This window comes from Sulfitobacter sp. (assembly GCF_036961165.1).
In the GTDB taxonomy this organism is placed as follows: domain Bacteria; phylum Pseudomonadota; class Alphaproteobacteria; order Rhodobacterales; family Rhodobacteraceae; genus Sulfitobacter.
Genome location: NZ_JBALVJ010000002.1, coordinates 93,080 through 113,693, shown reverse-complemented (window position 1 = coordinate 113,693; position 20,614 = coordinate 93,080). Strand labels below are relative to the sequence as shown.

General features: G+C 58.6%; 23 protein-coding genes and 1 riboswitch. Of the genes, 6 read left to right on the top strand and 17 right to left on the bottom strand.

The window, feature by feature from the left end:
* Positions 1-241: 241 nt before the first annotated feature.
* The 5 genes from V7730_RS01800 (at position 242) to arfB (ending at position 4,871) form a co-directional block, all read left to right on the top strand.
* Positions 242-1,615, top strand: a complete 1,374-nt coding sequence (locus tag V7730_RS01800; RefSeq protein ID WP_335745867.1) for an MFS transporter — start codon at positions 242-244, stop codon at positions 1,613-1,615.
* A complete protein-coding gene (gene mepA / locus V7730_RS01795; protein WP_335745866.1) occupies positions 1,612-2,556 on the top strand; it encodes a penicillin-insensitive murein endopeptidase in 945 nt (314 codons plus the stop codon). The genes V7730_RS01800 and mepA overlap by 4 nt, the downstream gene beginning before the upstream one ends.
* On the top strand, positions 2,553-3,416 hold the full coding sequence (locus V7730_RS01790; protein WP_335745865.1) for an esterase-like activity of phytase family protein: 864 nt from the start codon (positions 2,553-2,555) through the stop codon (positions 3,414-3,416). Before mepA ends, V7730_RS01790 begins: the two co-directional genes overlap by 4 nt.
* 93 nt (positions 3,417-3,509) lie before the next feature.
* Positions 3,510-4,127: a queuosine precursor transporter gene (locus tag V7730_RS01785; RefSeq protein ID WP_335745864.1), complete on the top strand. Its 618-nt coding sequence runs from the start codon at positions 3,510-3,512 to the stop codon at positions 4,125-4,127.
* Positions 4,128-4,451: 324 nt separating this feature from the next.
* A complete protein-coding gene (gene arfB, locus V7730_RS01780) occupies positions 4,452-4,871 on the top strand; it encodes an alternative ribosome rescue aminoacyl-tRNA hydrolase ArfB (protein ID WP_335745863.1) in 420 nt (139 codons plus the stop codon).
* A gap of 15 nt (positions 4,872-4,886) precedes the next feature.
* On the opposite strand, the gene cobF is transcribed toward arfB, so the two are convergent.
* The 7 genes from cobF to cbiE are packed head-to-tail and all read right to left on the bottom strand — an operon-like array spanning position 4,887 to position 10,316.
* A complete protein-coding gene (gene cobF / locus V7730_RS01775; RefSeq protein ID WP_335745862.1) occupies positions 4,887-5,633 on the bottom strand; it encodes a precorrin-6A synthase (deacetylating) in 747 nt (248 codons plus the stop codon).
* Positions 5,630-5,935, bottom strand: coding sequence for a DUF1636 family protein (locus tag V7730_RS01770; RefSeq protein ID WP_335745861.1), 306 nt, complete (start codon positions 5,933-5,935; stop codon positions 5,630-5,632). Before V7730_RS01770 ends, cobF begins: the two co-directional genes overlap by 4 nt.
* Positions 5,935-6,657 carry a uroporphyrinogen-III C-methyltransferase gene (gene cobA / locus V7730_RS01765; RefSeq protein WP_335745860.1) on the bottom strand — a complete coding sequence of 241 codons (723 nt, stop codon included), beginning with the start codon at positions 6,655-6,657 and terminating at the stop codon, positions 5,935-5,937. The genes V7730_RS01770 and cobA overlap by 1 nt, the downstream gene beginning before the upstream one ends.
* Positions 6,654-7,979 carry a cobyrinate a,c-diamide synthase gene (locus V7730_RS01760; RefSeq protein WP_335745859.1) on the bottom strand — a complete coding sequence of 442 codons (1,326 nt, stop codon included), beginning with the start codon at positions 7,977-7,979 and terminating at the stop codon, positions 6,654-6,656. The genes cobA and V7730_RS01760 overlap by 4 nt, the downstream gene beginning before the upstream one ends.
* Positions 7,976-8,758, bottom strand: a complete 783-nt coding sequence (gene cobM / locus V7730_RS01755; RefSeq protein ID WP_335745858.1) for a precorrin-4 C(11)-methyltransferase — start codon at positions 8,756-8,758, stop codon at positions 7,976-7,978. The genes V7730_RS01760 and cobM overlap by 4 nt, the downstream gene beginning before the upstream one ends.
* Positions 8,755-9,180 (bottom strand): cobalamin biosynthesis protein, encoded by a 426-nt coding sequence (locus V7730_RS01750; RefSeq protein ID WP_335745857.1) that lies wholly within the window; start codon positions 9,178-9,180, stop codon positions 8,755-8,757. The genes cobM and V7730_RS01750 overlap by 4 nt, the downstream gene beginning before the upstream one ends.
* A complete protein-coding gene (gene cbiE, locus V7730_RS01745) occupies positions 9,135-10,316 on the bottom strand; it encodes a precorrin-6y C5,15-methyltransferase (decarboxylating) subunit CbiE (protein WP_335745856.1) in 1,182 nt (393 codons plus the stop codon). Before cbiE ends, V7730_RS01750 begins: the two co-directional genes overlap by 46 nt.
* On the opposite strand from cbiE, the gene V7730_RS01740 reads away from it, so the two are divergent.
* The gene (locus V7730_RS01740; RefSeq protein ID WP_335745855.1) at positions 10,315-11,064 is read left to right on the top strand and encodes a cobalt-precorrin-6A reductase; all 750 of its coding nucleotides are present in this window, start codon (positions 10,315-10,317) and stop codon (positions 11,062-11,064) included. The genes cbiE and V7730_RS01740 overlap by 2 nt on opposite strands.
* Here V7730_RS01740 and cobJ read toward each other — a convergent pair.
* The 10 genes from cobJ to V7730_RS01690 are packed head-to-tail and all read right to left on the bottom strand — an operon-like array spanning position 11,040 to position 20,341.
* Complete coding sequence (gene cobJ / locus V7730_RS01735) at positions 11,040-11,774, bottom strand: precorrin-3B C(17)-methyltransferase (protein ID WP_335745854.1); 735 nt, start codon at positions 11,772-11,774, stop codon at positions 11,040-11,042. The genes V7730_RS01740 and cobJ overlap by 25 nt on opposite strands.
* Positions 11,771-12,502: a precorrin-2 C(20)-methyltransferase gene (gene cobI, locus V7730_RS01730; RefSeq protein WP_335745853.1), complete on the bottom strand. Its 732-nt coding sequence runs from the start codon at positions 12,500-12,502 to the stop codon at positions 11,771-11,773. The genes cobJ and cobI overlap by 4 nt, the downstream gene beginning before the upstream one ends.
* A 3-nt stretch (positions 12,503-12,505) precedes the next feature.
* The gene (locus tag V7730_RS01725) at positions 12,506-13,135 is read right to left on the bottom strand and encodes a precorrin-8X methylmutase (RefSeq protein ID WP_335745852.1); all 630 of its coding nucleotides are present in this window, start codon (positions 13,133-13,135) and stop codon (positions 12,506-12,508) included.
* A gap of 1 nt (position 13,136) precedes the next feature.
* On the bottom strand, positions 13,137-14,276 hold the full coding sequence (cobG, locus tag V7730_RS01720) for a precorrin-3B synthase (protein WP_335745851.1): 1,140 nt from the start codon (positions 14,274-14,276) through the stop codon (positions 13,137-13,139).
* Entirely contained in the window at positions 14,273-17,515 is a 3,243-nt protein-coding gene (gene cobN / locus V7730_RS01715; RefSeq protein ID WP_335745850.1) for a cobaltochelatase subunit CobN, read from the bottom strand. The genes cobG and cobN overlap by 4 nt, the downstream gene beginning before the upstream one ends.
* Positions 17,516-17,518: 3 nt before the next feature.
* Positions 17,519-18,553, bottom strand: coding sequence for a cobalamin biosynthesis protein CobW (cobW, locus tag V7730_RS01710; protein WP_335745849.1), 1,035 nt, complete (start codon positions 18,551-18,553; stop codon positions 17,519-17,521).
* Complete coding sequence (locus V7730_RS01705; RefSeq protein WP_335745848.1) at positions 18,550-18,924, bottom strand: DUF1636 domain-containing protein; 375 nt, start codon at positions 18,922-18,924, stop codon at positions 18,550-18,552. The genes cobW and V7730_RS01705 overlap by 4 nt, the downstream gene beginning before the upstream one ends.
* A gap of 55 nt (positions 18,925-18,979) precedes the next feature.
* On the bottom strand, positions 18,980-19,477 hold the full coding sequence (locus V7730_RS01700) for a hypothetical protein (protein ID WP_335745847.1): 498 nt from the start codon (positions 19,475-19,477) through the stop codon (positions 18,980-18,982).
* Between the two features lie 12 nt (positions 19,478-19,489).
* Positions 19,490-20,167, bottom strand: coding sequence for a CbtA family protein (locus tag V7730_RS01695; RefSeq protein WP_335745846.1), 678 nt, complete (start codon positions 20,165-20,167; stop codon positions 19,490-19,492).
* Positions 20,168-20,170: 3 nt separating this feature from the next.
* Positions 20,171-20,341 carry a CbtB domain-containing protein gene (locus V7730_RS01690; RefSeq protein WP_335745845.1) on the bottom strand — a complete coding sequence of 57 codons (171 nt, stop codon included), beginning with the start codon at positions 20,339-20,341 and terminating at the stop codon, positions 20,171-20,173.
* Positions 20,342-20,377: 36 nt separating this feature from the next.
* Positions 20,378-20,587: riboswitch (cobalamin riboswitch) on the bottom strand.
* Between the last annotated feature and the right edge of the window lie 27 nt (positions 20,588-20,614).

The window sequence follows — 20,614 nt, the reverse complement described above, 5'->3', positions numbered from 1 at the left end:
TTTCAGGGCCCATGCACCCACCTCACTTTAAGACATGTTGCTTGTCGCTGTGCTGAAATACACGAGCCCGATCATAGGTCGTGTCCAGTCGTATTACCTAAAACCTTGTCTGCTCAGGGTAGACAAAATTTGGTAGCAAGAACAAAGATGTCGGCGAACCGATTTGTGGTCAGTAAAAAGCTCTCCCTTGCGCGACAGGGTTTAGGCTGCTCTACGTTGGGAAAACGGGGGAGGCAGCTCAATGTCAGTAGTGTCACAGCGCAAGCGCATCTGGGGCTGGTATTTCTTTGATTGGGCGAGCCAGCCTTATAACACGCTTTTGCTCACCTTTATCTTTGGACCGTATTTCACCGGTACGCTTTCCGGCAATCTGATGGCCGAGGGGATGGCCGAAGGGGCCGCACGCGCGCAGGCGCAAGCCTATTGGGGCTGGGGCCTTGCTGCGGCGGGCATATTCATCGCTGTGTTAGCACCCATTCTGGGGGCAATCGCTGACAACTCCGGACGCAAGCTGCCTTGGATATTGTTGTTCTCGGTCATGTACTTCGTCGGCTCTTATGCCTTGTGGTGGACAGCCCCGCAGGATTTCTCGGTGATCTGGGCTTTGTTCTTTTTCGGGATCGGCCTAATCGGAATGGAATTCGCGACGATTTTCACAAATTCCTACCTGCCCGAGCTTCACGATGATACGGCTGAACTGGGGCGCATATCGGGCTCAGGCTGGGCCTTCGGATACGTCGGCGGCGTGCTATCTCTTGTCGTGATGCTGGCCCTATTTCAGGCGACACCCAGCGGAAATACGATGTTCGGTCTGTCCCCGTTGTTCGGCCTTGATCCTACAACAAAGGCTGATACGCGGGTCGTCGGGCCGCTTACTGCGATATGGTTCGCTGTCTTCATGGTGCCCTTCTTTCTCTATGCCCGCGACACACGCGTGACCGGCGCGGCCCCCTTTCTGATCGGACAAAGCCTCCGCGATCTGGGACGGACGCTGAAAGGGTTGCCGCGCCATCCGTCGCTGATGGCATATCTGGGATCGTCCATGTTCTATCGCGACGCCCTCAATGGTCTTTATACCTTTGGTGGAGTCTATGCTTTGGGTGTATTGGGGTGGTCGATCGCCCAAGTCGGCATTTTTGGGATCGTCGCGGCAATTTCAGGCGCTGTGTTTTGCTGGATATCCGGACGGGTTGACCGCCGCGTGGGGCCAATGCCTGTAATTATCTTTTGCGTGCTGGCGCTGACCTTTGTGTCGCTGCTCATCGTGACGATCACACCGCAATCAATTCTTTTTATCTCGATCGCCCAAGGCTCTACCCTGCCTCATGTGACCTTTTTCATCGCCGGTGCGGTGATTGGGGCAGCTGGCGGTGCCTTGCAAGCGTCTTCGCGCAACATGATGACACGGCAGGCCAACCCTGAACGAATGACAGAAGCCTTTGGGCTTTATGCGCTATCCGGGAAGGCGACATCGTTTCTTGCCCCCGCGCTGATTGCTTTCACCAGCCAGATCACCGGTAGTCAAAGATTGGGTGTCAGTCCCGTTGTGGGGCTGTTCATCATCGGGTTGGTTCTGCTAATCTGGGTTAAACCGAGAGGGGATTTCAACAAATGAACTTCAGAAAATTACTCACGATCTCCGTGCTAAGCGCTCTGGTTGCCAGCTGCGGCGGCGCGCGTGACATCAGCGGTTCCAAGGAAAAGCAGCCAGTGCTGCCCGCCATAGGCGAACTGGCCGGACCGCTGGCCAATGTGCAGGCGAAAAAGCTGTTTGGCACAAAGTCATTTGCGACCTCGCAAACGCCCAGCGCTTTCGGCAGCTATGCCAAGGGCTGCTTGGCTGGAGCAGAGCAGTTGCCAGAAAGCGGGCCGACGTGGCAAGCAATGCGGCTGTCGCGCAACCGCAACTGGGGCCATCCCGAACTGATCGACATGGTTAAAAAGCTCAGCCGCGTTGCTGCCCAGAAACCGGGGTGGAACGGCCTGTATGTCGGAGACATGAGCCAGCCCCGTGGCGGTCCGATGCTAACGGGTCACCGCAGCCACCAAATGGGGCTGGATGCGGATATCTGGATGCTGCCGCCCACGTCACTGAGCCTGACGCGCACCCAACGCGAGAACATCTCATCGATCTCTACGCGCCGTTCCGCCGGCGCCTATGTGAACAACTTTTGGACGCGGTCACATCATGAAATCATCAAAGCTGCGGCAAAAGACCCGCGCGTAGCACGAATCTTCGTATTCCCCGGCGCGAAGGTCCAGATGTGTGACGACGAACGGGGTGATCGCAGCTATCTGCGCAAAATCCGGCCTTGGTACGGACACCACTACCATTTCCACGTGCGCCTGAGCTGCCCCAAAGGGGCGCGCGGCTGTGTGGACCAGAACCCGCCACCAGCAGGGGATGGATGTGCTGATGCCCGCCAATGGCAGTCCAACATCATCAAGCCACCAAAGCCGAAACCGGGCGCAAAGAAAACGCCAAGCAAACCGCGTGGCGAACTTATTCTGGCCGATCTTCCAGCACAGTGTAAATCCGTGCTTGACGCAAATTGATCCGGCTTGCACTGGCGTTGATCTGCCTGTGCGGAAGCGTACTTGCAGAGCCGTCGCTGCACGCAAACGGAGCGCCGCGTTGGCAGCTTGACGCGTCATGGTTCGGGGGCTGGTCCGGCATCGAGATTGGTACTCAAGGTGCACAGATGACGGTGATCAACGACCGTGGGCAACTTGTGACTGCGAGCTTGCAACGCGCAAACGGCCGCATCTCTGGCGTCGGTGTGCAACGCGTAACCGCATTGGGCAAAGCAGCCGGAGAAAGGTTGGGCAAGAAAGCAAGCGATGCCGAGGGCATTGCCATTGCGGATGACGGCACCGCCTTCGTCTCGTTCGAGCACCGGCACAGGATCATGCAGGTCGATCTCTCTAGCGGGCGCACGTTCAAACGCATCGTGCTGCCGTTTCAGAACAAGATGGAACCAAATGGAGGTGTCGAAGCACTGGCCGTTGCACCGGACGGGACGCTTTATGCAATTGCGGAGACCGCACCTGAAGGCGGCGCTCCATTTCCGCTGTATGCCTATTCGAACGGACAATGGCGGATTAGCGCGCGCATCCCGCAACGCGACTCTTTCGTTCCGGTGGGGGCGGATATTGACGCGAAAGGTCGGCTGTGGCTTCTGGAGCGGTCTGTAACACCCTTGGGTTTTCGTAGCCGTATCCGCCTGTTTGTGATCGACCCACGTGCACCCCGTGAATACACGCTGTTGACGACGGTACCCACCCAATATGATAATCTCGAAGGCATCAGCGTCTGGAGCGATGCCAGTGGTCAAATGCATGTGACCATGATCTCGGACGATAACTTTCTCCGTATCCTCCGGACCCAGATCGTAGAGTACCGCGTCAGGGAATAGGGTTGCGAAAATCAACGAAGACACCTAAAGCAGCCTCTGTCTGCGATCCCCGCAGGCCAAGTCGCCGCACCCTTGCATAAAACGGTTAATATTATGACACGCACCCATCTTCTTGGCATTATTGCCATGGCCGCCATCGTTGTGGCCTCCAATATTCTTGTTCAGTTCCTTTATGGAAACTGGCTCACATGGGGGGCGTTCACCTACCCTCTCGCTTTCCTCGTCACCGATGTGATGAACCGCGTTTACGGTACCGCCGCCGCGCGCCGCGTTGTGCTTGCTGGCTTTGTGGTGGGCATCATCTGTTCGCTGATCGGCACTCAGATCATGGGTGAGTTCGGACCACTGGTCACCGTGCGCATCGCTATCGGCTCTGGCCTGGCCTTCCTTGTAGCGCAGATGTTGGACGTGGGCATCTTCGCCGCCTTGCGCGAAGGTCGCTGGTGGAAAGCGCCGCTTGTCTCGACCATAGTTGGCAGCTCCGTTGATACGATCATCTTCTTTTCTGTCGCCTTCTCTGGCGCGCTGTCCTTCGTGCATCCTGCAACAGATGTGTCTTGGGCATCTGAAGTGATCCCGATGCTGGGTGTAGGCCCAGAAACGCCGCTGTGGGTTTCCCTTGCCGTAGCGGACTGGGTGGTAAAACTGACGTTGGCGCTGATTGCGTTGGTGCCGTTCAGGATGATCACCGCGCGGCTGCGTGCCGCCTGAACAGGCACTGTTGAAGAAAAATCCGGATCACCAACAAAAAAAGCTTTGCGAATTTGAAAACCTATGGGACGCTGATGACAGGTTTAACAAAATGTAAAGGAGGTGATCTAGTGTCAAGAAAGGTACTGGAGCGAGGTGTCGGAACAGCTTTGGAGGTCAATTGCTAGGGCAGCCCTTGGCAGTCTGAAATCCAGAGCGGGTCACCGGTCCAACCGATCTCGCCTCCTATACAATTCGATTGGGCCGCTCTGAAAAGGGCGGCCCATTTCGCATGTTGGACCAGTGCCCCTTCACCTCCTCCAGATCCGCGCTATGATCCTGACCATGCTTCATATAACAGATGCCATCATCATTCAGGACTGGGAGTTGACCGAGAGCTTCATGCGCGCGTCCGGTCCGGGCGGGCAGAATGTGAACAAGGTATCTTCTGCTGTGGAGCTGCGGTTCGAGGCCGCCACTTCGCCCTCCCTGCCCTTGCCGGTGAAAAACCGTCTGAGACGGCTTGCTGGTCGCCGGTGGACAGGCGAAGGCGCGCTGGTTCTGCAATGTGATGAAACACGCAGTCAAGCGCGCAACCGTGAGATCGTGCGTGCACGGCTCAAAGAACTGATTGAAAAAGCAATCACCCCGCCCAAACGCAGAATTGCCACGCGGCCCACTTTAGGGTCTAAAAAGCGGCGGCTAAAGGCGAAGAAAGTGCGTGGTGAGGTGAAGGCCATGCGCGGCAAGGTGGATCCGGACTAGCGTTCCTTTGCCCCATCAGATTTTTTTGAGCAGGTAGATATCCATAATCCAGCCGTGATCAGCGCGCGCACGGGCGCGGGTTTGCGTGATCTCGTCGGCGACTTTTGACAAAAGCCCTTCGACGATGATCTGCTCCGTCATGCCCACATAAGCACCCCACCAGATATGGATACCGTCGGGTGCGATCGTCCCAAAGGCGCTGCCTGAATCTAGCATCACAGCAACCGCGTCGACGCCTTGCGGCCAACCTTCGTCGCGCAAACGACGACCTGTTGTGACGATGAAGGGCGCCCCGATCTCGTTCAGGACAGTCGCATGAGCGGCTGTTAGAGCCTGTAGGGATGTGATGCCGGGTATAACCGTGATCTCCGGCGCGGGGTCTAACCGTGCCGCGATGCGCAATGTGCTGTCATAAAGCGAAGGATCACCCCAGACTAGAAGCGCGACCTTTTTCGCGCCGCCATGTACTATGATAGCATCTTGCCACACAGCAGCAATGGCGTCGTGCCAGTCATCCACCCGCTGGCGGTAATCCAGCGTCGCCTCATTACGGACCGGGAGCTCAAATTCGGCAATACGAGTGGCCGTGTTGATGAGAACCTCGGCACAAATGTCGCGGCGCAGTTGGGCCAGATCATCTTTTCCTGTGCCTTTGCGCGGAATCAGGATGAGATCCTGAGCATTCATCGCGCGAATGGCTTGCAGTGTCAGATGCTCGGGGTTGCCCGTACCGATACCGATGAGGGTCAGTTGAAGGCTCATGCGGGTATCCGTGCGATGGCTTTAGTGCGCAGTGCTCCAAGCACACGCGCATCACTGAAGGTGCCATCATTCGACGCATCATAGAGCTTTGAAAACGTCTCTAACACTGGTAAATCCGCCGACGTGATCTCTCCGAACAGATAGGCAACCTTACCCTTTGCACGGAAAGCCACAGTTTGTGCACGGGCACATCCGGACATGCAATCGACTGCTGAGACGGTCAGATGTGGCAAGGCTGCGCGGGCCTCATCCACGAATTCTGCGCTTTGCGCCGTGCAGGTTGTACAGACGTACATGTTCATCACTCTGGCTCCGCAAGCGGGCCGTAAAAGATTAGCGCCGGCGTGCTGGTCTTGGTTTCCTCCAGATGCGCGGCGAGCGTGGCGATGGTGAAACGCTCTAGCCGTTCTGCCGGGGTCGATACAGCTTCGGCAAGCATGGCGGGTGTATCCGCAGGCAGGCCGTGCTCAATCAGCCGAGCAGCGAGGCCAGCAAAGGTACGTTTACCCATATAGACAACAGTGGTGGCCAATGGATCAGCCAATGCGGCTATGTTCACGTCGGGCGGCAGATCACCCGATACATCCGCGCCAGTAATGAATTGCACCCGCCGCGCCGTCAGCCTTCGGGTCAGAGGAATCCCTGCGGTGGCAGCGGCGGCGGAGGCGCTGGTTACGCCAGGGACAATCTCGAACGGGATGCCAGCGGCGCGCAGGGCGGTTATCTCTTCTTCCAACCTGCCGAACATGCCGCTGTCACCTGATTTAAGCCGCACAACCTGAAGGCCTGATTCTGCATATTCCACAAGCACACGGCTCACATGGTCTTGCTTGGGCGAAGGACGGCCAGCGCGCTTGCCCACACCGATCAAATCAGCGTCGGCGCGCGCGAGGCTCAGGATCGGGCCAGAGGACAGATCATCGAACAACACCACATCAGCCGCCTCAAGCCGCTTGACCGCGCGAACAGTCAGCAGCTCCGGATCACCGGGGCCGGAGGAGACAAAGGAAACGAAGCCGCTCATGCGCCCTCCGCAATCAAATGGAAGAACGTGCCCGAAACCTGCCCACCACCGCCCGTCCTGCGGTAAGTACCCGTTTCGGAGACACTGAGGCCGTTGCTATCTGTGATCTGTGCCAAAGGCGTATCCGGTTCCTGCACAATGGTGGCATAGTGGAATTCATGACCACGCAGCTGCGCGCCTGCGGAGGCACCCGGAATTGCGGCGTTCAGGGTGGCACGGCGATAACCCAAATGGAACTTACGCTTGGCGAAAGAAGTCTCTAATCCGAGCAATCCTGCCATTTCATGCCGGACACCCTCCTTGTCGACCAACCCAGCACCCAACGCCATGTACCCCCCGCATTCACCATGCACGGGGCGGGTTTCAGCAAAGCTGCGCAGGCCCTTGAGAAATGTCTCGGCTGCGGCGAGCGTACCAGCGTGAAGTTCAGGATACCCCCCCGGCAACCAGCAGATATCGGCAGTGTTATCCGGTGCCTCGTTCCGCAGGGGCGAAAAGGGCAGCACCTCGGCACCAGCAGCGCGCCAACCGGCGAGCAGGTGGGGATATACGAATGCAAAAGCGTTATCTTGTGCGAGCGCAATACGCTGGCCCGGTGGGGTGATTTTAAAAGCAGGGGATATGTCGGCGCGTGCACCTAATGCGGCGGCGCGCAGAGCGCCCAGATCCACATGCTCGGCCACAAACGCAGCTGCATCTGCAAGGACTTCGGCAAGGTTCTCTTGCTCACCTGCCTGAACAAGGCCCAAATGCCTTTCAGGCAGTTCCATCTCGGATCGGCGTGGCAGAACACCCAGCACAGTGATGCCTGCCTGTTCCATCCCTACCCGCACAAGTGCCTCATGGCGAGGAGAGGCAACTCGATTGAGAACAACACCCGCGAGGGTCACATCGGGGCGCATCATCTTAAAGCCAAGCGCTGTCGCCGCGACCGATTGCGCAGCACCGGACACGTCCAGCACCAGAACCACGGGCCAGCCCATGTGCGCGGCGATGTCGGCGCTGGCTCCGTTGCCGGAAGCGCCCTCTATTGCGACACCGTCGAACAATCCCATTGAACCTTCAGCAAGGATCAGGTCGGCGCCTTGGGCATTCCCCATCAACCCTTCGATGCGCGCTGTCTCCATCGACCAACTATCAATGTTGTAAGACGCGCGACCGGATGCGGCAGTATGAAAGGCTGGGTCAATGTAGTCCGGTCCGCTTTTGAACGGCTGCACCTCCACGCCATGCGCGCGAAAGGCCGCGAGCAGACCTAACATCAGCGTCGTTTTACCAGTGCCGGAAGCCGGCGCGGAAATCATCAGGCCGGGGGGTATCATTCGGCCTCCGGAAAACGAGGGGCCGTGCCAACAGCGCGGAAGCGGCGGTCATAATCGCCCGCGTAGAGCCTGCTTTCGCCGAAATCCTCAGATCCCAAGGCGTGACCAACGAGGATAAGAGCTGTGCGCGCCATTTCTTCCCCGATCTCGGTTTTCAACGTGGCGAGTGTCGCGCGCACAACGCGCTCATCCGGCCAACTGGCGCGCCAGACAACTGCAACGGGGCAATCAGGACCGTAATGGGGTGTCAGCTCCTCCACAACACGGTCCAATACATGGACGGACAGATGGATGGCGAGCGTAGCGCCTGTGGCCGCAAAATTGGCCAGCGACTCCCCTTCCGGCATCGCTGTTGCGCGACCGGACGTGCGGGTTAGCACAACCGACTGCACAACGCCCGGCAGGGTCAGCTCAGTCGCCAAAGTGGCGGCAGCGGCGGCAAAGCTGGGAACTCCTGGCGTCACATCATAGGGGATGTCCAACGCACGCAGGCGGCGTAGTTGCTCTCCCATCGCCGACCAAATTGACAAATCACCAGAGTGGATGCGCGCAACATCCTGACCCCGCGCATGGGCAGCGCTAATTTCTTCCATGATCTCGTCTAGCGACAAGCGCGCGGTGTTCACGATATGCGCGCCTTCGGGGCAGTGATCGAGAATACCTTCCGGCACCAGCGACCCTGCATAAAGACACACCGGACAGGCTGCGATCAGGTCGCGGCCCCGCAAGGTGATCAAATCGGCAGCACCTGGGCCAGCACCTATGAAATGTACGGTCACTCGTTTTCCTTTACGTCATCGGCAATTGCCGCTGTTGCCATACCATCGCCTGAGACGACCCGCACCGCAACCAGTCCTGCATCCGGGCCCGACGCTACAAGTGCCGCTGCCTCGCAAAGGCTACCTGTTCCGAAGGCGTCGATAATTCGTTGTGACTGCGTTGGTGTGATCATCTGGGCCATATCATCTGTTCTCACACCAAGTCCGGGCAAAGCCAGAGCCTGTGCCAACTCGCGAAATACGGGCGCGCGGGACTTCGCGCTTTCAGTCGCAAGCGCCTGTACCGGGGCACCTCCCGAAGCCTCGATCGCGCGCAGCAGTGCGTCCTGTAGCGATGCCATGGCAGCGCCGCTACGAAATCCGATCCCTGCGACCCTCACAGGTTTACGCTCCACTGCACAATGGGTCGAGATGCAGTCCATCCCCGCATGGGGCCTAGGGGTGTAGCCTGCGCGATATCAAACCGCATAAGTGTGCCGCCCCTAACTGCATGGGCCTCTGCCAGCAGGGCCTCAGTCTCAAGCGTGACACCATTAGAAACAAGGCGTGTACCAGCAGGAAGCAACGCATAAAGTGTCTCTAATAAAGGTTTTCGCGCCCCTCCTCCAATAAACACAACGTCCGGTAGGGGCTCTTTGACCACGCAATCAGCGGCACGACCTTCGACGGCTTTCATTCTATGAGACAGGCCAAAGGCATCAATATTGCGCCTGATATTTGTGGTCCGCGCAACGTGCTGTTCGAACGCAATCGCGCGCCCACCTGCAAGACACCACTCCACCGAGATAGAGCCTGAGCCGGCCCCAATGTCCCACAACAAAGCGCCCTTACGCGGCGCAAGAGCGCTAAGCGTCAAAGCACGCACTGGCTGTTTGGTAAGTTGCCCATCATGGGCAAAGCTGTCATCCGGCAGGCCGGAAGCCCGCGAGAGCCCAACATTTGCAGGCAAGGCAACTGCCACTGCGACAGGTGCTATAATGTCTTTGAGATCAAAGGCATCCGCTGTCACATCGCGCAGCCGTTCATGTGGGCCACCCAACCGCTCCATCAACGTTAGTGTGGCCTTGCCCGCACCCTGTGCAGTCAGCCAAGCGGCCAGTTCGGCAGGAGCATCCGCGTCTCGCATCAGGCAGATCATCCGTCCAAAGGGTGCAAGCACACCTCGGAGCCGAGCAAGCGGAGCCGCGTGAAGTCCGTGGCAGGTGATCTCTTCCATCCGCCAGCCCAGCGCAGAAGCGGCAAGGGTGAAGGTCGAAGGGGCAGGATAAGCCCGCCATTCGTCGCGCTTGAGGTCACGTACAAGGCTTCCACCCGCCCCATGCCAAAACGGATCACCTGAGGCGAGCACTGCAACACGTTGCCCACGTAGGTCAAGAACTGGCGTGGTCGAAAATGGCACGGGCCAAGCCCGCCCTCGCGAACCGACCTGCGCCAAATCAAGATGTCGTGGCCCGCCAAAGACGATATCTGCTGCGTCGAGCGCTGCACGACTTGCGGGCGACAGGCCGTCGAGGCTATCCTCGTTTAAACCGATAATGCTGAGCCAGGGATCACCCATGATGCGCGTCCTTCTGCTGGGCGGAACCACAGAGGCCAGCCAATTGGCGCAGGCCCTGCATTCCGCCCGAATAGAGACTATTTTTTCTTACGCCGGCCGTACAAATGCGCCGGTGTCGCAGCCTGTTACGGTGCGTGTGGGCGGCTTTGGCGGGGCCGATGGTCTGGCAACCTATTTGAAGAATGAGGGGATCAGCCACGTGGTCGATGCCACCCATCCATTCGCCAACACAATGGGGCAAAACGCATACCAAGCGTGCAGAAAAAGTGGCTTGCCCCTGATGCGGCTGGCGCGGCCTGCGTGGCGCGCGCAGGCGGGGGATCACTGGACCCATGTGCCTGACATCGCCAACGCGTGCGTTGCTTTGCCCAAACCCGCTACCCGCATCTTTCTGGCGATTGGCCGAATGCATGTGGACCAGTTCGCTGCGCGGCCCGAACACCACTATCTGCTGAGGCTTGTCGATGCACCGGAGGAGCCAATCGCCCTGCCCGATTACCATGTCACTCTTGCACGGGGTCCCTTTGACGTAAGCGGGGACGTGGCGTTGATGCAGGAGCACAGGATCACCCATGTAGTCGCCAAGAACGCAGGCGGCAGTGGTGCCGCCGCCAAGATTGAGGCGGCGCGTGCGTTGGGGTTGCGGATCATCATGATTGACCGGCCGCTGCGGCCGGATGTGGCCGAATATGCTAATATAGGGGCTGTATTGGCGTGGCTCACTCATAGCACTGAACGCGGGGTATAGACGTAGGGACCCACCCGACGGGTTGCTGAATTGCCCACCAACACAACCGTGCGCATATCAGCCATATCCTCGGTCGCCTCGCCGAGTGTGACGGTTTTTAAACGCTGGTCCTCGTGGGTGACGTTGCGGGCGAACGTAATAAGGCGGTCAGGACCGCATTCCTCGCGCAAAATCGCCAAAGCCTCGCCGAATTGGTGCGGTCGAGATTTGGAGCGGGGGTTGTAGAATGCCATCGCAAAATCAGCGCGCGAGGCCATACGCAAGCGATGCTCAATTACGCTCCACGGTTTGAGATTGTCGCTGAGATTGATCGCGCAGAAATCATGACCCAAGGGGGCACCCGCTGCTGCTGCTGCGGCAAGCATGGCGGTGATGCCGGGCTGCACAGAAATATCGACGCCTTCGAATTGCGGCTGAGCCTCCAGCGCCTCGAACACGGCAGATGCCATGGCAAATACCCCCGGATCACCGGAAGATACGACAACCACGCGCGCGCCTTGTTGGGCGAGAGTCAGCGCATGGGTGGCGCGGTCAATCTCGACGCGGTTGTCTGTGGCATGCAGGGTTAGCCCATCGCGGGGCGCGATACGTTTGACGTATGGGATATAGCCGATGATGTCGGTCGCTTGCGCGATCACATCGCGAACTTCGGGTGTGACCAGCGACTCCCGTCCCGGTCCAAGGCCCACGATGGAAACCCAGCCGTTCATTCTTCGGCTTCAGGGCGGCGGCCCTGTCCATGCACCAGAACGATTGCGAAATAAGGGCAATCGCCCTCGGCCACATCCGCCAGTTTTGCGATGCGCTGCTGGGGCATCGTGCCTTTTTCCACCAACCAAGCATCATCCAAGCGGCCAGTCTCAGCCAAGGCTGCGCGCACACGTGGCAAGTTGCGGCCCGTCTTCATGATTACCAACGCATCTGCGCGCTTCATATGGTCGATCAGATCCTGCTGGGGCAGCGTTCCCATCAGAACGCTGAGCACGTCGTCCCCCCACGTGAAGGGCATATCAAGGCTGTTCCAGCAACCGACCATTCCGGGGATCGCGGGAAGTACCTCAACCTCTGCGCGACCTTGAAGGCGCGTGTGCAAGTGCATGAAGGAGCCGTAAAAGAACGGATCGCCTTCGCACAGCACGACAACGTCATGCTCTTTGGCCAGCACCTCAAGCTTATCCGCCCATTCCGCGTAGAAATCGACCATAAATTTTTTATAGCCGTCCGAGCCGAAGTGCAGTTCTGTCGTGACGGGGTATTCCATCGGGTACTCAATCACGTCCTCACGCAGCATACCCTGCACGATCATCCGCGCCTGACCGGGACGACCCTTTTTGCGAAAATAGGCAACATGCTGGGCGCCACGAATGGTGCGGTCGGATTTGACGCTCATCAAGTCCGGATTGCCGGGGCCAAGTCCTGCGCAAATAACTCTTCCCATAGTCTACTCCACCCTGCTGGCGAGGGCGTTAATGGCTGCCACGGTGATCGCAGAGCCACCAAGCCGACCTTTGACAATCATCGACGGGACCGGCGGCGCAGCCATAAGGGCGTCCTTGCTTTCTGCCGCGCCGATGAAGCCGACGGGGCAACCTATAATGGCGGCGGGGCGGGGGCAGTCGGGGTCCTCAAGCATGTTCAGCAAATGGAACAGCGCAGTTGGTGCGTTGCCTATTGCCACGATCGCACCTGCCAGATGCGGGCGCCATAGTTCAAGCGCGGTGGCGGAGCGGGTGTTGGCCATCTCTTTGGCCATCTCAGGCACGCGCGGATCACGTAGGGTGCAGATCACTTCGTTTTCACGCGGCAGGCGTTTGCGGGTGATGCCTTCGCTGACCATATAGGCGTCGCAGAGGATCGGCGCGCCATCTTCAAGGGCCGCACGTGCGGTGATCGCCATGTCTGGTGTGAAGTGCACGAATTCCTCCAGCCCCACCATACCGGCGGCGTGGATCATACGGACAGCCACAATCTCTTCTTCCGGTGTAAAGCGGCCAAGGGAAGCCTCCGCGCGGATGGTAGCAAAGGACTGCCGATAGATTTCGGCACCGTCGGTGATGTAGGTATGAGGCATATTATAGGTGGTCTTTCAGATCATCGGGAGAGAGGCCGGACAAGGAGGGCGTATCCCCTGCTTTTCCGTCTCTAATAAGAGCGTATCCATCCGCTTGTGCGGTCAGGGTGAGTGGAGCAGGGCGCGGATGCGCGCAACCTTTTGTACAGCCCGAGATGTGCAGCATTCCGGTGTCACCCAGATGGGGCGCAAGAGCTTTTCCAAGGCTGCGGGTCTTGCCAAAAGCCTGCGTACAACCCGGCGCCCCGGTACATGCAGTGATGCGTAGCAGCGGATTGGCAGGATTGGTGATCACCCCTTCAATCTTGGGCAATTGACGTGCGCTTTCCACAAGGATCAGACGCCAAGGCGTCAGGCGCAAACCACCGTGTTTGGCAAGAGTAGAGAGTGTTTCTACCCGCAACTGGCCAAATGCCAAGCCCGCAATCGCGCCATTGGGCGTATAACCGGGTGCGGGAATATAGCTGCCCTTCTGTCGTGGGACAAAGGCCCCTTCGGGTGTGCTCCCTTGCGCCACCAACGCCTTCATGCGGGTGGCTTCACCAGCATGATCAACAAACCAATGCGCCAGCGTTATCACCTCTTGGGTGGCGTTGTCTTGTGTCACAGGCTTGCCCGTTGTCATCCCGTCGGCCACCAGAATGAGGCCACCGCCCGCATCCAGCTCCAGACGGATATCAGCAGAAGCATCTTGCAGCACAGGCGCGCGTCCGCAATCAATGGCAAATCCGAATTTACCGGGAAGATCCGGCGCTTCAGCTGACGCCAGTTGCTCGGTCAGCTCGGCCGTAAGCAATTCAGTTTCGTCGCCCGGCTGCCAGAAAGGAGCGACCAAGATATTCCGGCGGCTTTCGATTTCAGGCGTGGGGTCGATAAGGCCCATCCCGCGCAACCCTTCGATCAGTGCGCCATGCTTTTCCTGCGTGACGCCACGTATCTGGATATTGCCACGGCTTGAGACATCGAGAAACCCGTTACCGTGCGCTGCCGCCAGCGATGCTATGCCGTCAGCTTGCGCGCGGCGTAGCCGCCCACCAAAGGGGCGCACCCGCACCACCAGACCGTCGCCCGACATCATCGGGCGCAAGGCACCGGGGCACCATCCTTTGACTTCGTGGCCGTTGGTTTCTTGGCCGTTCATTCCGCTGCCTCCATTGCTGCAGAGATTGAATTACGCCGTGTGATCCATAGACCTGCATCGCGCAGCGCTGCGAACCGGCTGCGCATTTGCTCCAAGGCCTTCGGGTTCTCTGCCTGTAGGAATGCGACCAAGTCGTCGCGGCTTAACGTAGCGTCATAATAGAGGTCAAACAGATGCGCAGGAACATTTCGTGTGAGATGGGCGAAAGCGGCAAGATTGTCGAGAGTTGCCGCGATTTCGGCACCCCCGCGAAATCCGTGGCGCATCATGCCATTTGCCCAATCAGGGTTGGCAGCGCGGGCGCGGACCACACACGCGATCTCTTCGGGCATGGTGCGCGCGCGCGGCGTTCCGATACGCGTGCTGTCCACATGATAGAGCGCGGGTTCGGGCGCGCCTAGATGCGCCATAGCGGCTGCAAATCCGCCCTCGTGCGTGGCATAATCTGACGACAACAGGACGTCGGTCTCGGTCAGGTCCTGAACATGGGCAAATCCGTCTGCCGCGCGCAGGCGCGCCTCAAGGCCTTCTCGATCTTGGTAGGCATCGCCCTTGGCGTCCAGCGCCCACTCGGAACCCTTCAACCACGCCTCACCCGCTGCTGAACGACCTTCGGGAGAATAGTCCTGCAAGGCGTTTTCCATGTTCATGCCGTATAGCCCCGGTTTAGGGCCGAACACGCGGGGAGCCTTTTGTTTGTACGGGTTCATGTCATCCGCTTCTTCACGCGCGGCCAAGGCGGTGGTTCCGGCCTCGAACAGACCCGCAAGGCCGGGGAAGATATCGCGGAACAGGCCCGAAATACGCAGCGTCACATCAATGCGCGGACGATCCAGCATCGTGAGAGGCAAAATCTCGTAGCCTGATACGCGGTCAGACCCCTCATCCCATTTCGGCGCGAGCCCCGCGAGGTGCATCGCCATCGCGACTTCCTCACCAGCTGTGCGCATAGTTGCAGAGCCCCAAAGATCGATCACAAGCCCGCGGGGCCAGTCACCATTATCCTGTAGGTGACGGCGCAGTAATTCTTCGGCCAGCTTAACACCTTGTGTATAGGCCGCGCGGGAGGGCACCGCTCGCGGGTCAACCGAATACAGATTACGCCCTGTCGGCAGTACGTCCGACCGCCCGCGATACGGAGAACCAGAGGGGCCAGACGGCACTCGTCGGCCGTTCAGCGCTGTGAGTAAGCCATCGTTCTCGCCTTCTGCTGTGCCGAAGACATGCAGGCCATCGCCATACTGGCTCTCCTTAATATCGCAAACAAAACGGTCAATCCGCGTGATCGCTTCAGCCTCGGAGGCATCGTCTGACAGGCCGAGGTCTTGCTCAACACCCGCGGCCTGTGCTTCCTCTCTAATGGTGCTTACCAGACGGTCACGGCGCGCAGGGTCAAGCCCGTCGGCGGTGGAGTATTCATCCAACAAACGCTCGAGTCGCAGCAGGGCGTCAGGTGTCTCACTGTCTTTAATAGGCGGAGGCACATGGCCAAGGGTCACAGCGCCGATACGCCGTTTCGCCTGCGCGGCCTCGCCCGGATCGTTGACGATGAAGGGGTAAATTACGGGCAGATCGCCGGTCAATACTTCGGGCCAACAATCATCCGACAGCGCGACGGCTTTGCCCGGCAGCCACTCCAGCGTGCCATGTGCGCCCATGTGTATCAGCGCATGATGCCCCTGCGCGCGCAACCAAAGATAGAAGGCTACATAGGAATGGCACGGCACCCGCGCGAGATCGTGGTAATCAGTATCGCGCGCGGCAATTACACCCCGCTCGGGTTGGAGCGCGACAAGCGCATTACCACATGATTGCGCGGGGAAGTGGAACGCTCCGTTCTTGAACAACGGATCGGTATCCGGCGAACCCCATGCGGTGTCCAAATTTTCACGCAGCGTTTCTGGCAGATCATGAAGCGCAGCAAGGTAGTCAGTCAGCGGCCAAGCGATATGCCTTTGCATAAGGGATTTGCCAAAGCCAATCGTTGGCGTGACCGTGTAGCCGGCTGTCGCCAGCGTCATCAGCAGGTCTTCGGCGCTGGCAAGCGCATCAAGACCCACAGCATGGGCGATCTGATCCTCACGACCGGGATAGGTAGACAGAACAAGGGCAATTTTGCGCTGATTAGGCTCTTTTTTTGCTAGCTTCAACCAGCCACTAATCCGGTTCACCACCGCTTCAATCCGCATATCGTGGGCACGGTGGGAAAAGCGTGAAAACTGCAGATCAGGGTCTTTTTTCTCGGGCGCCTTAAAGCTGACAACTCCGGCAAAAAGGCGGCCATCGACCTCGGGCAAAACCACATGCATCGCCAAATCGGCAGGCGAGAGGCCTCGCTCGGACCCGGCCCATTCCTTTTTCCGCGCGGTGGAAAGCGCCACCTGAAACACCGGGCAACCCTGCGCATCGAGTGGCGAGGTACCATCGGCGCCCCGCCCTGAGAAGGCAGTCGCGTTGATGATGGCCAACGGATCAAGTTGCGCCAGCGCAGAAGGCAGGAAGTCACGCGCAATCGGGGCCTTGAGCGAGGGGGCAAAGAGCCCGATGGCGTTTAAACCACGCGCGCGCAGGCTGCGGATCAGCGCATCCACTGGCGCGGTATCTGCGGCCGTCAGATAGCTGCGGTAGAATGTGACCGCGATTGTGTCGCCTTGCGTATCAACAAAGGGCAAAACCCCTTTGTCAGGGTCATAGAATCCGCAATCTGGCACAGTTTTCGCGCCCAAAACGGGTCCAGCATAAAGCCCCGCCGCTAAAGCAAGCTGCGCAAGCGCCGCTTGCGCTGCCACAGCGCCGCCTGCATCACACAAATGCTGCAAACGCCGTAGGGTCGATACAGGCAAAGTTGAGTGGGCATCAAGTGCGGGGTCTCCGCGACCATCGGCGGGCAGAACTGCCAACGCAATGTCATGGCGGCGGGCAAAATCCTGCACTTGCATGATGCCATAGGGCCAATAGTTTTCGCCGCCAATCAAGCGGATCAGAATACCTTTTGCCCCTGTTAGTGTCTGTTCAACATAATTGTCGACAGACGCAGGGTGGCGCAAAGCTGTAAGGTTGCACAAGCGAAGCGAAGGCAGATTGCCTTCTGCTCCGCCCGCGCGATGCCAGCCCGCCGCGAAAGCGCCAAGGTCACTGTCAGAGAACGAAAGCACCACCAGATCGGCGGGCGTTTGCCCGGGATCATAGGGGGTTTCGGCATCCTCCAGCCCATGACTTTCGCGGAAGACGACATGCATGGTCTATGCGCCCAATACAGCCTGGATCGCTGCGGGATCCACGTGGTCATGTTCGGCGATCACGACCAACGCGCCATTGCGCGGGTCGCTGCCCCATGGACGGTCAAACTGGTGGCGCACACGTGCACCCACAGCCTGAACCAACAAACGCATAGGTTTGCCTTTGACGGCCACATAGCCTTTGACGCGCAGGATATGCTGTTCGTTCGCCAGTTTTTCGATGGCAGCCACCAGCGTAGCGGCATCTTCAATTTCGGGCATGGGAACAACGATCGTTTCGAAATCATCATGTTCGTGATCGTCATGGCCATCGTGATGTGAGGGGCGCGCGGCCAGATCGTCTTCGGCTTTGGCGTTCAGGCCCAAAATCACATTGGGATCAATGACGCCTTCGGTCATTTCCAACATCGGAATCTTTCGAGAGCTTTCAGCCTCAATCACGGCACGGGCCTTAGCGAGCCCCTCCGGACCGGCAAGGTCTGCCTTAGAAAGCAGAATGATGTCGGCGCAGCTGATCTGGTCTTCGAAAACCTCCGAAAGAGGCGTGTCATGGTCAATGCTTTCGTCAGCTTTGCGCTGCGCGTCCACGGCATGCACGTCAGAGGCAAAAGTGCCCGCAGCGACAGCTTCGGCATCAGCCAGCGCGATCACACCATCAACAGTGATCTTGGAGCGGATGGCAGGCCAGTCGAACGCTTTAAGCAGCGGCTTTGGCAATGCCAGACCGGATGTTTCGATCAGGATGTGATCTGGGCGGACCGGCATTGCCATCAGCGCCTCAATCGTGGGAATAAAATCATCGGCCACGGTGCAGCAAATGCAGCCGTTCGCCAGTTCGACAATGTTCTCGGCAGGGCAATCGGGGATTGCACAAGACCGCAGGATGTCCCCGTCTACGCCAACTGTGCCGAATTCGTTGACCAATACAGCAAGGCGGCGGCCTTTGGAGTTGCTGATCAGGTGGCGGATCAGCGTAGTTTTTCCAGAGCCGAGAAAGCCGGTGATAACGGTTACGGGAATTTTTGACAGGTCGCTCATTCGGCAGCCTCCAGTGGAAGGGTAAATGCAGGAATCCGCGCAACGCTTTGCTTGCGGAAGATTACGGGGCGTTCACGCCATGGCACAAGGCCGTCTGGCGTCGCGGCGTATGCGGCAGCACCGGCGATAATATGAGGTGCGTCTTCAACGGTCATTTGACCATAAACATAGGTCCATTTGCCCGGCTGTGAAAGGGCAATGGCCGCGCCGGTTTTGCAGGCAGATAGACATTCGACACCGACGATCTGCACACCATCAGGTGCGCCTTGGGCTTCCAGCGCGCGATGCAGGCGTGCGCCTGGGCGCTGGCTGTCATCTTCATGCACTTCGCCGACTTTGCACGTGGTGCAGACATAAAGAGTAGCTGTCATGGTCCGCTCCTTTAATACGGGTTTCAATCAGAACGGCGCAGGCAGCGCTGCCGTCTTACTCCACGGTGATCGTTTGCTTCGCTTCGATCGGCACACCGTTGAGAACATAGGGATGATGATCGTTGCTGTTAAGAGAGACTGTAATCTCCACCTCGCCTTTGGGCAGATTATCCAGGTGCATCCAAGGGCCGTAAAGACGCGCCAGTTTGACGCCATTCGCGTAGACATGCGCGTGGCCTTCGCCAGCCACATGCGCTGTGCTTGCTGCATCAGGAATGAAGGCAAAGCGAACGGGCATCACATGCAGGTTGTAACCTGCCATCGGATCTTTTGTGACCACAATACCTACCGATGGCGCATTGGCAGAATCGACCTCGATCGGTGTGCCATGCATTTTCGCATGATCCGTGCCGCCATGATCCATTTCGAATCCATGCTGCGCTGAATCAGCGTGATCATGTCCGTCGAAGGTGATGCCGTTTCCGGCAGCCACCAAAAAGCCACCTGCCGCGCCAAAGGTCATCCCGATGATGAAAAGAATGAATGTCCGCATCGCCCGACCTCCCTATCGTCTTTGCTCTTTATCCAGAAAATAGGCTGCGAAACAGCCCAACATGACCCAAGCGGCTAAGCCAACGCCATAGGCACGGGCAGCGAACAGGCTGGCGATCTCTGTAGGGACGGGGCCGGTGAGAGTGTCGGGCATTGGAGCGCCAATTACGTGTGGTGCAGCCATCAGAATAATCGCGCTTCCCCACATCGCCCAGTTCTGTCCGAAGGCCAGCAACCACATCGCGATGCCTGCACTGATCACGGTTGCGAACCACCAGATCTGGCGCGTGCCAATATCCGCAGCCGCCGAACCAGGCAGTTCTGGCGCAAGCGAGAAACCTGGCGCGAAATGTGCGGCCACAAAACCTGCAACGCCCCAGACCATGCCCGTGTGGGCAGTCACATGCGCGCCGCGCTCTTCGGCAAGCAACATCAACGCAACCAGCATCAGTGCATAGCCGGTATAATTGAGCATGCTAAACACAAGGCTCAGCAGATCGCGAACAGCGTCAAAGCCGGGGAGGTCAGGATGAGCAGAGCTTGCTATAGCCCCAAAATGCACAAGTTGGCCGCTTTCATACAGCTCGGCATGCAACAGCACGGGCTGAACAAACAAAAGCTGCAGTAGGCCGGCAATCAGACCCGCAGCAGCACCAGCGAACAACGCGCTGGTCAGCAATTTAGAAAGCATGGCTTAGTGGCAGGGAAAGCCGGTCGCGTGACGCACATCATGTGCAGCGTCATGCAGAGTGCTTGCCTGTAGGTGACCTGTCATAGTGATAATGGCAGCGCCAAGTACCAGAGCGAACAGTGCAGGAAGGGCGGCAGTCCGGCTAGCGGCGACTGCTTTAACTTCGATTTTCATCTTCGTCTTCTCCTCGTCGTCACACCCGACGACATGTTGATTTCACCTTGCCCGGCAGGTCTCCTGGCTCGCGGGTCGTGGCCCTTGCCTGCCTTCCCAGCCCTTTTGGGGGCAAGTGGCGTTTTGACAAAAGCTCACCGCTTACAGTCGCGGGGGCGGCTTCAGATCGGAACATGGTACTCCATGCGACCCTACTGAATTCCCTTTTTCGGTCCCCAAAAGGACACCAAGCACTTTTAGTTACGCGGATTCCGTCGACTGGTGCAAGGCAAT

Bases quoted from the DNA above. Each gene is read 5' to 3' on its own strand.
- cobJ (WP_335745854.1), bottom strand. From the start codon at position 11,774: ATGAACGGCTGGGTTTCCATCGTGGGCCTTGGACCGGGACGGGAGTCG.
- V7730_RS01785 (WP_335745864.1), top strand. From the start codon at position 3,510: ATGACACGCACCCATCTTCTTGGCATTATTGCCATGGCCGCCATCGTT.
- V7730_RS01740 (WP_335745855.1), top strand. From the start codon at position 10,315: ATGATGCGCGTCCTTCTGCTGGGCGGAACCACAGAGGCCAGCCAATTG.
- arfB (WP_335745863.1), top strand. From the start codon at position 4,452: ATGCTTCATATAACAGATGCCATCATCATTCAGGACTGGGAGTTGACC.
- cobG (WP_335745851.1), bottom strand. From the start codon at position 14,276: ATGAACGGCCAAGAAACCAACGGCCACGAAGTCAAAGGATGGTGCCCC.
- V7730_RS01770 (WP_335745861.1), bottom strand. From the start codon at position 5,935: ATGAACATGTACGTCTGTACAACCTGCACGGCGCAAAGCGCAGAATTC.
- V7730_RS01690 (WP_335745845.1), bottom strand. From the start codon at position 20,341: ATGAAAATCGAAGTTAAAGCAGTCGCCGCTAGCCGGACTGCCGCCCTT.
- V7730_RS01700 (WP_335745847.1), bottom strand. From the start codon at position 19,477: ATGCGGACATTCATTCTTTTCATCATCGGGATGACCTTTGGCGCGGCA.
- V7730_RS01760 (WP_335745859.1), bottom strand. From the start codon at position 7,979: ATGATACCCCCCGGCCTGATGATTTCCGCGCCGGCTTCCGGCACTGGT.
- cobW (WP_335745849.1), bottom strand. From the start codon at position 18,553: ATGAGCGACCTGTCAAAAATTCCCGTAACCGTTATCACCGGCTTTCTC.
- cobI (WP_335745853.1), bottom strand. From the start codon at position 12,502: ATGGGAAGAGTTATTTGCGCAGGACTTGGCCCCGGCAATCCGGACTTG.
- cbiE (WP_335745856.1), bottom strand. From the start codon at position 10,316: ATGGGTGATCCCTGGCTCAGCATTATCGGTTTAAACGAGGATAGCCTC.
- V7730_RS01750 (WP_335745857.1), bottom strand. From the start codon at position 9,180: ATGGACTGCATCTCGACCCATTGTGCAGTGGAGCGTAAACCTGTGAGG.
- mepA (WP_335745866.1), top strand. From the start codon at position 1,612: ATGAACTTCAGAAAATTACTCACGATCTCCGTGCTAAGCGCTCTGGTT.
- cobA (WP_335745860.1), bottom strand. From the start codon at position 6,657: ATGAGCGGCTTCGTTTCCTTTGTCTCCTCCGGCCCCGGTGATCCGGAG.
- cobN (WP_335745850.1), bottom strand. From the start codon at position 17,515: ATGCATGTCGTCTTCCGCGAAAGTCATGGGCTGGAGGATGCCGAAACC.
- V7730_RS01800 (WP_335745867.1), top strand. From the start codon at position 242: ATGTCAGTAGTGTCACAGCGCAAGCGCATCTGGGGCTGGTATTTCTTT.
- V7730_RS01725 (WP_335745852.1), bottom strand. From the start codon at position 13,135: ATGCCTCATACCTACATCACCGACGGTGCCGAAATCTATCGGCAGTCC.
- V7730_RS01695 (WP_335745846.1), bottom strand. From the start codon at position 20,167: ATGCTTTCTAAATTGCTGACCAGCGCGTTGTTCGCTGGTGCTGCTGCG.
- V7730_RS01705 (WP_335745848.1), bottom strand. From the start codon at position 18,924: ATGACAGCTACTCTTTATGTCTGCACCACGTGCAAAGTCGGCGAAGTG.
- cobF (WP_335745862.1), bottom strand. From the start codon at position 5,633: ATGAGCCTTCAACTGACCCTCATCGGTATCGGTACGGGCAACCCCGAG.